The sequence below is a fragment of the Bradyrhizobium guangzhouense genome (assembly GCF_004114955.1).
In the GTDB taxonomy this organism is placed as follows: Bacteria; Pseudomonadota; Alphaproteobacteria; order Rhizobiales; family Xanthobacteraceae; genus Bradyrhizobium; species Bradyrhizobium guangzhouense.
The window spans coordinates 4,350,385-4,363,429 of record NZ_CP030053.1 but is presented as its reverse complement, the minus strand read 5'-3'; the positions used below and the strand labels follow the sequence as shown (position 1 = coordinate 4,363,429).

Genomic DNA, 13,045 nt, shown 5'->3' with positions numbered 1-13,045 from the left:
AATGTTCGCATTCCGAACAACATAGATCTGATGATCGGAGGAAGCTTTGTCGACATCATCGCTGCATCCCCAATCCTTGCACCCACATGGCGTGTTCTCCGCCGCGCTGACGCCGCTCGACGCCGAGCTCGCGCCTGATCACGCGTGCTTCATCGCGCATTGTCGCTACCTGCTGGACGAAGGCTGCGATGCCATCGCGATGCTGGGCACGACGGGGGAGGCCAACTCTTTCTCGGTCGCCGAGCGCACTGCGCTGCTGGAGGCCGTGGTCGTCGGCGGCGTCAAGCCGAACCAGTTGCTGCCGGGCACCGGCGTCGCTGCCTTCACCGAGACCGTCGTGCTGACGCGCCATGCGCTGTCGGTCGGCGTCGAGACCGTGGTGATGCTGCCGCCGTTCTATTACAAGAACGTCAGCGATGACGGCGTCTATGCCGCCTACAGCGAGATCATCCAGCGCATCGGCGATCCCCGGCTCAAGATCGTACTCTATCACATCCCGCAGATGTCGATGCAGCCGATTTCGCACGCGCTGATCGAGCGGCTGCGCAAGGCCTTTCCGGCGACCATAGTCGGCATCAAGGATTCCTCGGGTGATTTTGCCAACATGACCGCGATGGTCGAGCGTTTCCCCGGCTTTGCGGTGCTGACCGGGGCCGACCCGCTGCTGCTGCCGTTGCTACGCAAGGGCGGCGCGGGCTGCATCACCGCGACCTCGAATCTCGTCGCGCGCGATCTTGCCTATGTCTTCAAACATTTCCGCGACAGCGACGACGACGCAAACCTTGCCGCAGCGCAGGCGCGCATCGTGAAGGCGCGCGAGCTGGTCTCGCGCTTCGCACAGATGCCTTCGCTCAAGGCCCTGATGGCCGAGCGCACCGGTCACGCCGGCTGGCAGCGCCTGCGGCCGCCGCTTGAGACCCTGCCGGCCGCTCAAATGAAAGAGTTGCTCGCGAGTGCCGCGGCATCCGCAAAAGCGGCTTAGAGGCGGACGCGCACGACGAGGCGATCCGATGTCCGAATCTTTCGGAGATGCGTTGACCAGCGTCCGTATGCTTGCCGACGATCTCACCGGTGCGCTCGACACCGCGGCGGAGTTCGTCGGCCTGTGCGGCCCGTTCGACGTCGTCTGGGGAGAACCGCCGGCGACGTCGACCTCCCTGAGCCTTGCGATCGACAGCGGCACCCGCGAGCGTTCGAAGGCCGCGAGCGTCGAGATCGTCACCCGGCTGGCGCCACTGCTTCAGGACGGAGAGATCGCCTACAAGAAAGTCGACAGCCTGCTTCGCGGCGCGTGGGCGGCCGAGCTCGGCGCTTGCCTGAACACCGGCCATTGGGCGTCTTGCGTCGTCGCACCTGCTTTCGATTATCAGGGACGCCGCACAATCGAGGGCCAGCAATATGCGCGCACCGTGCAGGGCGACTGGCATCGGATCGGCGAAAATCTGCTGGATCAGCTCGGGCAGGAAGGCATCGCGGCACGGCGAGGCAGCTCCGACACGCTGTCGGAAGGCGGCGTTCAGGTGTTCGATGCCGAGAGCGACTTCGATCTCGATCGCGTCGTCGAAATGGCCCGGCGCATGCCAGGACCTGTACTCTGGTGCGGCAGCGGCGGTTTGGCCGGTGCGCTCGCGCGCAATCATGTTTCTGTCGCACCGTCGATCCTGAAGCGACCGGTGCTGGGCTTGTTCGGTTCCGATCAAGCGACGTCAGCGTCTCAGCTTGCGGCGTGTGGCGAGGCTACCATTGCGTTGGCTGAAGGCGAGGGCGGCGCCGATGTTCAGCGCAAACTGACGGATGAGGGTGTGGCCCTGGTGAAATTCACGCTCCCCGAGGGCCTCGCGCGTTCCGAAGCGGCGCGGCGCATCGCGCATGAATTGACGACGCTGATCGCATCGCTCGATCCACCGGGAACCCTGATCGTTGCTGGCGGCGAGACGTTGAAGGCCGTATGCCTTGCCCTCGGTGCGCGTGCGCTCCAGGTCACGGGTCGCATCGTGCCGGGCTTGCCGCGCTCGACGCTGCAAGGCGGCCGCTGGTCCGGCGTCGATGTCATCTCGAAATCCGGGGCGTTCGGTGCGCGCGATCTGTGGCGCGACCTGCTGCGGGACAATCATTTCCTCAACTTGGAGAGTCCGACATGACCTCTCGTCATCTTGCCATCACCATGGGCGATCCCGCCGGGATCGGGCCGGAGATCATCGTCAAGGCCTGCGTCGGCTTGGAAGAACGGATTGCGAAAGGCGATCTGCGTCTGTTGATCATCGGCAGCGGCGCGGCGCTGGACGGCGCGAAGGCCGCGCTCGGCGCCAACATTGCAATCCCGCAAGTCACTGCCGATGATCGCGACTGGCCGAACCTCTGTTATCTGCAAGCCGACGCCGAAGGCGAGGCGATCAAGCCCGGCGTGCTCAGCGCCGATGGCGGACGCTTTGCCTACAAGGCGATCGAGCAGGGGGTGCGCCTGACACAGGCTGGCCGCACGGCGGCGATCGTCACGGCGCCGCTCAACAAGGAAGCGCTCAACAAGGCCGGCTATCATTTCCCGGGTCATACCGAGATGCTGGCGCATCTCACCGGCGTGCGCGGCTCGGTGATGCTGCTTGCCCACGGCAACATGCGCGTCAGTCATGTCTCGACCCATGTGGCGCTGGAGGACGTGCCGAAGCGTCTGACGCCGGAGCGGCTGCGCATGGTGATCGACCTCACCAACGATGCGCTGCGCCGGCTCGGCATTGCCAAGCCGAAGATCGCGATCGCGGCGCTCAACCCGCATGCCGGCGAGGGCGGTCTGTTCGGCCGCCAGGACATCGACGTCTCCGCGCCGACGATCGCCAAGGCTGTGGCCGACGGCCTCGACGTTGTCGGCCCGGTGCCGGGCGACACCATCTTCGTCAAGCTGCGTGCCGGCCAGTACGATGCCGCGGTCGCGATGTATCACGACCAGGGGCACATTCCCGTCAAACTGCTTGGCTTCCAGGTCGATCCCGCCACCGGCCGCTGGCAGGAGCTGTCCGGGGTCAACATCACGCTGGGCCTGCCGATCATCCGCACCTCCGTCGATCACGGCACCGCCTTCGACATCGCCGGCAAAGGCATCGCCAACGAGCACAGCCTGATCGAAGCGATCGACTATGCCGAGCGGCTCGCCGCCGGCGCTTCCAAGTAACTGTAACGAGCCTGAGATGACCAACGCCTTCACGCCCATCGAAATCCTCCGCCCAACCATCCTGGAGTTCGGCAATGGCACGATCACCGCGGCCGCGCGCTTCGCCGAGCGGATCGGGGCCAAGCGACCACTGGTCATCTCCGACCCCTTCAATGCGCGCCGCGTCGACACGCTGGCGCTGCCCGGTACAGTGAAGGTGTTCGGCGAGGTCGAGCCGGAGCCGGACCTGCCCAATCTGGAGAAGGCCGTGGCGATGGCGAAAGAGATCAGGCCCGATCTCGTCGTCGGCTTCGGCGGCGGCAGCGCGATGGATCTCGCCAAGCTGGTCGCGGTGATGTGCACGTCGGATGTGCCCTTTGCCGATATCGTCGGACCGGAGAAGGTCGCCGGCCGCAGCGTCGCGCTGATGCAGATCCCGACCACCTCGGGCACCGGTAGTGAGGCCGGCACCCGTGCGCTGGTCACTGATCCCGTCAGCCAGAACAAGTTGGCGGTGCAGAGCCGCTTCATGCTGGCCGACATCGCCATCGTCGACCCCGATCTGACGATGACCGTGCCGAAAGAGATCACGGCCGCCACCGGCGTCGATGCGTTGGCGCATTGCGTCGAGGCCTATACCAGCCGTAAGGCGCACCCGACGATCGATCTCTACGCGCTCGAAGGCGCGCGCCTGGTCGGCCGCTACCTCGAGCGCGCGGTGGCCGATGGCGGTGATCGCGAGGCGCGCGCCGGTCTCTCGCTGGCCTCGCTGTATGGCGGCTATTGCCTCGGGCCGGTGAACACTACCGCCGGTCATGCCGTGGCCTATCCGCTCGGCACTCGGCATCACATCGCGCATGGTCTTGCCTGCGCGATGATCTTCCCGCACACGCTCGCGTTCAACATGCCGGCGGCGGAAGAGAAGACGGTCGCGGTGCTGCGCGCGCTAGGTCTGCCCGAGCAGAACGATCCGAAGCACGCATTCGATGCCACCTATGCATTCTGCAAGAATCTCGGCGTCGAGATGCGGCTGTCGGCGCTGGGCGTGCCCAGGAACGATCTTGGCGTCATGGCCGACGAGGCGCATGCTATCAGGCGCCTGCTCGACAACAACCCGCGCGACCTCAGCCGGGATGCGATCCTTGGCATGTACGAGGTCGCGTTCTAGGCGTCTCCGCATCAGGATGGACGGGCGAGCGACGGTGGCGGGACGAAGCCGCCGAACTCGCGTTCGATCAATCCAGCAAGCGCGATCGTCGTGCGATCCTCCAGGTGCGGTCCGATGATCTGAACGCCGATCGGCAGGCCCGACGGCGACCGATCGATCGGAACGGCGGTCGCCGGCAATCCGCAGGTCGATGCCGGATCAGCCCAGACGAAGCAGGCGTCGGCGTAGGGATGGGCCTTGCCGTCAATGTCGAGCTGCCGTGCATCGAACGGCTCGGAATGATCATGCGGGAAGGTCGGTACGGCCGCTGCCGGATAGATCACCGCGTCGAAGTCGCGGAATAGCCCGTGCCACTGCGCCTGCAGTCGCAGGCGCATCGCATCGGCTGCGAGCCAGTCGCGATGGATCATGCCCCAGCCGCGGGCGCGCTCGGCTTGCAGGCTGCGATCATCAGGCGCGAGCGTAGCGGCCAATTCCTGGGCTTCGGTCAGGGCTTCCGGTGTCAGGCGCGGACTGCGCGCTGCGTTCAACAGCTTCATGTAGAGGCGTGCCGAGTCCGCAAGATCGGGCAGCGCGGTGCTCGATCGCGAGACCCGTGCGCCTGCCTTATCGAGTCGCTCGGCCAGTCCGACGATCGCCGTACGCACGGCCTCGCCCGTTGGCATCAACGGATGGGTATCGATGACGAGGATCCTGAAATCCCTGAGACTGTCGTGCCGGGAGGCCGGCAAGGCGAGGCGATAGCCGATGCCGTCGCGGGCCTCGTCGGGCCCGGCAATCACGTCGAGCGCCAGCCCGAGGTCGGAGGCGGTGCGCGCCATGGGCCCGACGACGGCAAGATCGCCCTGGCCCGGGACGGGTGGTGCCGGCGGAAGGCTGTAGCCTCGCAGCGGGACCAGGCCGAGGCTCGGCTTGTGTCCGAATACGCCGCAGAAATGTGCCGGCACGCGGATCGAACCGCCGATGTCCGAGCCGATCGAGAGCGGCCCGAATCCCGCCGCCAGCGCCGCGGCGCATCCGCCCGAGGAGCCGCCGGGAGAACGGCCGAGGTCCCACGGGTTCTTCGTGGTCCCGTAGATCTCGTTGTAGCTCTGGAAATCCCGCAGCCCGATCGGGATATTGGTTTTGCCGATGATGATCGCGCCGGCCGCCTTCAATCGGGAGACGAGCAGCGCATCCTCCGCCGGTTGGAAATCCCGGAAATGCGGAAAGCCCCACGTTGTCGGCAGGCCCGCGACGTTGAAGGGTTCCTTCAGGGTCACGGGGATGCCGAGGAGGGGACCTCGCTCGCCGCGGGCGAGTGCGGCGTCGGCAGCACGTGCGGCCTCTCTGGCGCGATCGAAGTCGCGAACGACGACCGCATTGATGTCCCCGTCCAGCGCCTCGATGCGCGCAATCGTGTGTGCGAGCAGCTCCGATGCCGATAGTTTTTGCGCGACCAAAGCGCTCTGCAATGTGCCGATTGAGCCGTAATCTAGGTCGGGGGCGTCTGACGCGCGCTGCATCGGAATCTCCAGGGTGTCTCGCAGTCAGTTCGGGGGCCGGCACGGTCACCGATTGATGCGCACATCTAGAGATTTTGGCGGCCCGGCGGGAGAGGCGGCTGAGCAAGCGTATCCGTGCACAGCCGCGCTTGCCAGCCTATGGCTGAGCGGGTAGAAGGCTGCACGCCTGAGCCGCGATTTGCGCAAACCGCGCTGCCGGCCACAGCCGGACGAATCAGTAAGATATTGAATTTGTTCGGCTATTCCGTTGGGGAATGGTGTAACGGTAGCACAACAGACTCTGACTCTGTTTGTCTTGGTTCGAATCCAGGTTCCCCAGCCAAGCGTCAGATCCACGACCGGGATCGCCAATTGATCCGTCGATCGCGGCACGCTCCCCGACAGAATCCTCACCTTTGCTCCACTCGGACCAAATCGGGGCGTACTATGCGGATGCCCCGCGCAGTTCGCGCGCGTTATCATGTCACGATGTTGTTTTTGGAGTTCTTGACGTGTGCAGTCCTGCCCTCGTGAATGGAGCGACAGCGAGATCGATCGTCTCGGCTGTTGCGCTTTCCATCACAATGGTTGCGGTGCCACCCGCTAATGGCCAGCGATACGATCCGCGGTCTCCTGTCTGCCTCCAGCAATGGGAGTGGGGAGGTAGTAGCAAAATCGACTGCAGCTACGAGTCCTGGGACGCGTGCCGATTGGCAGCGGTAGGCTTGCCGGCGATGTGCCTCAACAACCCCTATTGGGCGCAGTCGACGACATCAGGTGCCGCGCGCGCGCCGCATCGGGGCGCTCGCGCTCCGACGTTGCGATGAGCAGGCGCGCAGCATTCTCTTCAAACACTGTTCAACAGCGCATTGCGTTGTGAACGATCGTCGTTGTGACTGTTCACCCGTCGAAGGATTCTTCGATCTCGATCCGCCTCGCAGAGTGCGGCTCGTTTGAAGGCTGGTGATTTTGTCCGCGAGACGCGAACGGGATGAGAAGCTTTCATGACGCGGCAGAAAGATCATCTTCGTTGCCGCGGTGAAGAGATGTAGCGAGGCCGGCGAGCGACCCGGGCGGTTGATTTCGGATTTTGGATGATTTGAAGAGCAGCGTGTTCCGTTCATCGAGATCGTCGGCGGCGCGTAACCTCTGTTCCAGCGATCGTCGGGATCCGGGGAACGAGCACGGCCCGCCGCGGGAAAGAATCTTGGCGGTTTTGGCTTGGATCGGCAGCCGAAAGCGGCTGAGATTTTGCTTTTGTTTCAGCCTTGCTCGTTCCCAAGAGTGCCTTTCGAGCGTTCGTTTTCTCGCGGCCCGATTCGACCTTTCCAAGCCCCGAAATTCGCTCTCCGTGGATCGGCTTGCCAATCCCACGGAGACGAGTTCCATCGGCTGCCTTGAGCGTCACGCAGCTGTGATCGATAATTTAGGCAGTTGAATCAATCAGTTGCTCGGGCTTCGCTCGGAAAATGCTGCGTGATTTTTGTGCAACACCTGCCCGGATTCGAATTGTTGGGGGGTGTTTGGGGCCGTTCGGATGTTGCGTGTGCATCGGCCATCGATCATGGTGATCGGGCGACGGAGGGGGGCATCCCAAGGTCGTCCCGTTTAGGTCTTTCGCTTAAGTCCCTCGCGTTCATGCGGGTGTGTCCGAAGACGCGAAGGCGGCCAAAGCGGTGATTTAAAGGGGGTTGGGGAATTGGCCGTTCGGGTCAGTGACCTTCCCTGAAGAGCAACTTGGAGGTTTAACATGAAGTTGGTTAAGAGCCTTTTGCTCGGCTCAGCGGCGGGTCTGATCGCCGCGGGCGGAGCTCAAGCAGCCGATCTCCCCTTGAAGGCGAAGGCGGTCGAATACGTGAAGATCTGCTCCCTGTACGGTGCAGGTTTCTACTACATGCCGGGCACCGACACCTGCATCAAGCTGGGTGGCTACGTCCGTGCTGACATGGTTCTCGGCGGCGCCAACGACTACGGTTTCCGCAACAGCAACGCGACCTTTAACGGCGGCTCGAACAACCGTCTGACGAGCTACTATTACGGCCGCGCTCGTATGGACCTCACGGTCGATACCCGCACCGCGACCGAATACGGCGTGGTCCGCACCTTCGCCGACATGGTCTTCTCGGTTGATTCCCAGACGGCCTCGGGCAGCACCCCGTCCACGCTTTCGGGCGGTACCGCCGGTCTCGGCCTCTACCATGCGTTCATCCAGTTCGCTGGCTTCACCTTCGGCCGCACCGTCTCGATCTTCGATGCACCGTGGACGGGCTATCCGGCTGGCGGTCCCGATACCATTCCGGGCGGTTCGAACTTCGTCACCGGCGTGAACCAGGCCACCTACACGGCTGACTTCGGCCAGGGCGTGTCCGGTTCGGTGTCGATCCAGGATCAGGGCACCGGCAACGGCGGCGGTCAGTCGAACCTGTGGAATGCGAGCGGCTTCGCCGGCAGCGCTTCCATCAGCAGCACGACGGGCGCGATTACGCTCACTCCGGCCAGCACGGCTGCTGGTGCGGCCCTCATTCAGGGCATCTACGGTTCCCCCGATTGGGGTGGTACGCGTTCTCCCGACATCCTCGGTCAGGTTCGTGTTGACCAGGCTTGGGGTCTGTTCCAGATCGCGGCCCTCGCACATGAGCTCAATAGCGCTTACTACGGCGCGAACGAGACCACGGGTCACCCCGACATGAAGTGGGGCTGGGCTGTGCAGGGCGTCTTGTCGATCAAGAACATCCCGACCGGTGCGGGCGACTCGATCAACATGCAGGCCGTGTACGCTGACGGTGCAGCTCACTACGTCTTCGGCAACATCTCGTGGCCGCAGAACTTCTCGATGTACAGCGGTAGCGGCATCGGTGCTTACCAGAGCGTCGGTTTCGCCGGTATCTCTGACGGCGTCTTCGGCGCTGGCACCAGCATCGAGACGACCAAGGCTTGGGGCTTCCGCGGTGGTTACAACCACAACTGGAACCCGAACTGGGTGAGCGCCATCTACGGTGGCTATGCTCAGATGAGCTACGGCACGATGAGCAAGGGCCTGATCTGCGCCAACTTCGCCGCAGCTTATGGTACCGCCACTGCAACGTGTAATCCGGACTTCGCGATCGGCGTCGTCGGTGTCAACACCGTCTGGACCCCGGTCAAGAACCTGGCGTTCACGGCCGACCTGAGCTGGACCCATCTGGACCAGAAGTACTCGGGCACCATCTCTGGCCCGGCGACCGCGGTTTCTGCTTTCGCCAAGCCGGCTGCTACCTATGAGCTGAAGGACCAGAACTCGCTCACGCTGCTCCTCCGCGCTCAGCGCAACTTCTGATCGATCTTTTCGATCATCCGAGAGCCCCCGGCGGGAAACCGCCGGGGGCTTTTGCTTTTTGGCGATAGGGCGCGGGCCGTCTGAAGCAGGCGCTCGCGGCGACCGAGGACGAGGTCGAGTTTCTCCTCGATCGTCACCCGCAAGCCGAAGAGCTGCGACGCCGTCAGGGCCAGGCCATGGCGGATCCACGGCTCAAGCGCTGCCCCATGCCGTTCGACGGCAAACCATGATCGATGTGGTTTTACGATGCTGTCGTCGGCGGGGAAGATGAGCTGACCATATCCGCCTGGAGCAGCAGCAGCAGGCAGCTCGCGAGTCGCGTCTCCATCTCTTTCGATCGAAGCGACAGCGGCCCGGGATCATTCAGAAGGGCGTTCACCAGGGTGCCCAGCACCACCTGCAGGCCGAACGCGATGGCGCGCGTCTTCGCGGCTGCCCGAGCATTGCCCATGGCGTGCAGCAGGAGAGGGGTGGCACGCTCGGTGGTCGCCTTGGCCAGCGCCTTGAACGGCGTCCATTTGTCCGGACGGGTGCTGTCATGCTGGAGTGCGGCGCGCAGCACGCCCTCATGGTGGCGCATCCAGGCGATGATGCCGCTGACGACGAGTTGGCAGAGGCCGCCGAGATCGGTCTCGGTCGAAGGGCGCTTGATCTCGCCGAGCCGCTGCTCCCCATCGCGTGCCGCCAGCGCCATGAGCGCATTGAAATAAGCTTCCTTGCTCTCGAAGCGGCTGTAGAAGGCGCCGACGGTGACGCCAACCTCGGTGCAAAGCGTCTCGATCGAGAGCTCGGCGAGGCTTCGTGTCCGCAGCATGTCAGCTCCAGCGCGCAGCAGCGCCAGGGTCGTCTCACGGCTTCGCTTCTGGCGCGACGGGGCCACGCCCGGCAGGTCGATATCGCCGGACTCCTCGGAAGATCGCCGGGTTCGTGCTTGCATCCGTGTCAAACAGTAATCATAATTCGGATTATGTTTTAAGGCGAGACGAGCTGTGGGTCAACCGCAGCCGCCGGACAGGGAGCAAGGCATGAGCGCAGGCGGCGGCACGATGTTCCGCGGTACCGTCGGCAAGACGGTCGCGGAATCAAAACCCTGGTGGCCGGAGGCCGTAAAGCCGCCCGAGGGCGCGCCGAATATCCTCGTCGTCCTGTTCGATGATGTCGGCTTCTCCGATTTCGGCTGCTACGGGTCTGCGATCAGGACGCCGACCATCGACAAGCTCGCCGCGGAGGGCGTGCGCTATTCCGGATTCCACACCACCGCGATGTGCTCGACGACGCGTGCCGCGCTGCTCACCGGGCGCAACCACCATTCGGTCGGCGTCGGGTGCCTTGCCAATTTCGATTCCGGATACCCCGGCTATCGCGGCAAGATCGCGCGCGAGGCGGGCACGCTTGCAGAGATGTTGCGCGTGCACGGCTATCGCAACTACATGATCGGCAAGTGGCATGTCACGCCGCTGACCGAGAGCGGCGCGACCGGCCCGTTCGACGGCTGGCCACTGGGGCGTGGCTTTGACCGGTTCTACGGCTTCCTCGATGCCGAGACCGATCAGTACGCGCCCGAGCTCGTCTCCGACAACACGCATATCGATCCTCCAGGCACCTATGCCGGCGGCTATCATCTGACCGAGGATCTGATCGACCAGGCGATCCGCTTCATCGGTGATCACCAGGCCGATCGGCCCGATATTCCTTGGCTGACCTGGGTCGCGCTCGGCGCGTGCCACGCGCCGCACCAAGCCCCGGCCGACATCATCCGCAGCTACGACGCCGAGTTCGTGCACGGCTGGGATGTCGAGCGCGAACGGCGGCTGGCGCGGCAAAAGGCGATGGGGCTGGTGACGCAGCAGACGCGGATGCCTCCGCGCAACGATGGCGTGAAGGCCTGGGAGGATCATTCCACCGACGAGCGCCGCGTGTTCACACGGTTGCAAGCCGCCTTCGCCGGCATGCTCGACCATTCCGATCGCCATCTTGCCCGCCTGATCTCATTTCTCGAGACCGCTGACATTCGCAGCAACACCATGATCATCGTGATGTCCGACAATGGCGCGAGCCAGGAGGGCGGACCGCTCGGCTTCGTCAACGCGATGGGGCCGTTCAACTTCAAGCCGGAGCCGATCGCGGAGAAGCTCGCCCGCATCGACGATATCGGCGGCCCCGACACCCACAGCAATTTCCCGCACGGCTGGGCCATGGCGTCCAACACGCCGCTGCGCCGCTACAAGCAGAACACCCATGGCGGCGGCATCCGCGATCCCTTCGTTATCAGCTGGCCGAAGCGGATCGCAGCCAGGGGCGAGCTGCGTCACCAGTTCGTGCACGCCTGCGACCTGACGCCGACGCTGCTCGACCTGATCGGGATCGAGGTGCCGTCTGAGATCGGCGGCTTGCCGCAAATGCCGCTCGAAGGGGAGAGCTTCGCGCGCTCGATCACGGATGCCTCCGTGCCGTCAAAGAGCTCGCCCCAATATTTCGAGATGTTCGGCCATCGCGGCCTCTGGCAGGGCGGCTGGAAGGCGGTCGCCTACCATCCGCCGGGTACGCCGTTCGAGAACGACAAATGGGAGCTGTTCCATCTCGACAAGGATTTCTCCGAGACCGACGATCTCGCTGTGAAGGAGCCCGAGCGACTTGCGCAGATGATCGCGACGTGGTGGGGCGAGGCCGAAAAGCACAATGTGCTGCCGCTCGACGATCGCTTCGGTCCGCGCTTTGCGGAGAATGCCGCACGTTTCCATGGCGCGCGCCACCATTTCGTCTTTCACCACGGAATGGGCCATGTGCCGACCGACGTTGCGCCCGACGTGCGCAGTCGTAGCTATACGATCGAGGCGTATGTCGAGATCGACGAAGCGGGCGCCAGCGGTGTGCTGATCTCGCACGGCGACGCGACGTCAGGTTACAGCCTCTACGTAAGCGACGGCCATCTCGTGCACGATCTCAACATCGGCGGTAGCCATCAGATCGTGCGTTCCGACCGCAAGGTGCTCTCAGGCGCGCGGCGGCTTGGCGTTCATGTCGAGCGCCTCGTGCGCAAGGAGCCGCCAGCCAAGGGCGCGCGCACCGGCTTCACCGGCTACACGCTGCTGATCGACGGCGAGCCGGCCGGCTCGCTTCAGACCCAGCTCGGCTTCCATACGCTGATCTCGTGGTCGGGACTCGATATCGGCCGCGACCGCGGCAGCCCGGTGTCCCATTACGAGTCGCCCTTCGAATTCGAGGGGCGATTGCTCCGCGTCACCGTCACCATGCACAACGACCAGACGCTCGACGGCGAGGCCGTCGGCGACGCACAGATGGCGCGGCAGTAGGAGGGGCGAGACGCCTTATTTGATCTTGTCGTAGGCCGCCGCGAAATCGTTCAGCGGCATCGGGATCGCGATCGTCTCCTTGGCCATGTTCTGGAAGGAAACCTTCAGCTGCTTGCCCGAGCGCAAGGCGGCGAGCAGGTCGGGCGCGATCGGCGTCGAGGCGTAGCAGCCGCGGTTCTCGCAGGTCTGGATCTGCAGATCGATCGTCTTGCCTTCGTCGACCTGAAGCTTGGCGCCAAGCGGAAGATTGAGGCCGAGCGGCAGCTGCAGCAGCGCAACCGGCGTGCGAGTGTCGGGCGCGATGCGAATGTTGACGAGCACGATGGTCTGGCCGGTTTTGGTCAGCACTGCGTTCTGCTCGATCGCGCATTCGAGCGGAGCGTCGCGGCTCGCGCTGGTGCAGCGTGCGATCCAGCCGGGCTGCGGCGGCGTGCCCTCGGCTTGCGGCTGGGCCGGCGCCTGCTGGGCGGCGGGGGCAGGGGGAACCGCGTTCTTCTTGGCGCCCTGCTGGGCAGACGCGGCGCCCGTCGACAGCAAGACAGCGGCGGCAAGGGCGACAAGTCTGGATTGCATGGGCATGGCGTGACCGCGTTGGCGTGAAGCGAGGGCTTGGCTGTA

11 protein-coding genes and 1 tRNA gene are annotated in these 13,045 nt (G+C 64.4%); 8 read left to right on the top strand and 4 right to left on the bottom strand.

All coding sequences use genetic code 11. From position 1 onward, the window contains the following. Positions 1 to 61: 61 nt before the first annotated feature. The 4 genes from XH91_RS21085 to XH91_RS21070 are packed head-to-tail and all read left to right on the top strand — an operon-like array spanning position 62 to position 4,313. Positions 62 to 982 (top strand): dihydrodipicolinate synthase family protein, encoded by a 921-nt coding sequence (locus tag XH91_RS21085; protein WP_164934056.1) that lies wholly within the window; start codon positions 62 to 64, stop codon positions 980 to 982. Between the two features lie 52 nt (positions 983 to 1,034). After that, on the top strand, positions 1,035 to 2,141 hold the full coding sequence (locus tag XH91_RS21080) for a four-carbon acid sugar kinase family protein (protein WP_128952350.1): 1,107 nt from the start codon (positions 1,035 to 1,037) through the stop codon (positions 2,139 to 2,141). Continuing rightward, positions 2,138 to 3,166, top strand: a complete 1,029-nt coding sequence (pdxA, locus tag XH91_RS21075; protein WP_128952349.1) for a 4-hydroxythreonine-4-phosphate dehydrogenase PdxA — start codon at positions 2,138 to 2,140, stop codon at positions 3,164 to 3,166. Before XH91_RS21080 ends, pdxA begins: the two co-directional genes overlap by 4 nt. Before the next feature lie 16 nt (positions 3,167 to 3,182). Next, positions 3,183 to 4,313, top strand: a complete 1,131-nt coding sequence (locus tag XH91_RS21070; protein WP_206733536.1) for an iron-containing alcohol dehydrogenase — start codon at positions 3,183 to 3,185, stop codon at positions 4,311 to 4,313. 11 nt (positions 4,314 to 4,324) lie between these two features. On the opposite strand, the gene XH91_RS21065 is transcribed toward XH91_RS21070, so the two are convergent. Then, a complete protein-coding gene (locus XH91_RS21065) occupies positions 4,325 to 5,818 on the bottom strand; it encodes an amidase (RefSeq protein ID WP_128952347.1) in 1,494 nt (497 codons plus the stop codon). Between the two features lie 248 nt (positions 5,819 to 6,066). Here XH91_RS21065 and XH91_RS21060 point away from each other — a divergent pair. Continuing rightward, positions 6,067 to 6,140, top strand: a tRNA-Gln gene (locus XH91_RS21060). A 241-nt stretch (positions 6,141 to 6,381) separates the two neighbouring features. Continuing rightward, complete coding sequence (locus tag XH91_RS21055; RefSeq protein ID WP_128954932.1) at positions 6,382 to 6,624, top strand: DUF3551 domain-containing protein; 243 nt, start codon at positions 6,382 to 6,384, stop codon at positions 6,622 to 6,624. A gap of 175 nt (positions 6,625 to 6,799) precedes the next feature. Here the strand turns inward: XH91_RS21055 and XH91_RS21050 are convergent, their stop codons facing one another. Beyond that, on the bottom strand, positions 6,800 to 7,186 hold the full coding sequence (locus XH91_RS21050; protein WP_128952346.1) for a hypothetical protein: 387 nt from the start codon (positions 7,184 to 7,186) through the stop codon (positions 6,800 to 6,802). A 361-nt stretch (positions 7,187 to 7,547) separates the two neighbouring features. Between XH91_RS21050 and XH91_RS21045 the strand changes: the two genes are divergently transcribed. After that, complete coding sequence (locus XH91_RS21045; protein WP_128952345.1) at positions 7,548 to 9,113, top strand: porin; 1,566 nt, start codon at positions 7,548 to 7,550, stop codon at positions 9,111 to 9,113. A gap of 241 nt (positions 9,114 to 9,354) precedes the next feature. Here the strand turns inward: XH91_RS21045 and XH91_RS21040 are convergent, their stop codons facing one another. Beyond that, the gene (locus XH91_RS21040; protein ID WP_128952344.1) at positions 9,355 to 10,050 is read right to left on the bottom strand and encodes a TetR/AcrR family transcriptional regulator; all 696 of its coding nucleotides are present in this window, start codon (positions 10,048 to 10,050) and stop codon (positions 9,355 to 9,357) included. 88 nt (positions 10,051 to 10,138) lie between these two features. Between XH91_RS21040 and XH91_RS21035 the strand changes: the two genes are divergently transcribed. After that, positions 10,139 to 12,427, top strand: a complete 2,289-nt coding sequence (locus tag XH91_RS21035; protein ID WP_128952343.1) for an arylsulfatase — start codon at positions 10,139 to 10,141, stop codon at positions 12,425 to 12,427. Positions 12,428 to 12,442: 15 nt separating this feature from the next. Here the strand turns inward: XH91_RS21035 and XH91_RS21030 are convergent, their stop codons facing one another. Next, positions 12,443 to 13,006 carry an invasion associated locus B family protein gene (locus XH91_RS21030; protein ID WP_164934050.1) on the bottom strand — a complete coding sequence of 188 codons (564 nt, stop codon included), beginning with the start codon at positions 13,004 to 13,006 and terminating at the stop codon, positions 12,443 to 12,445. Between the last annotated feature and the right edge of the window lie 39 nt (positions 13,007 to 13,045).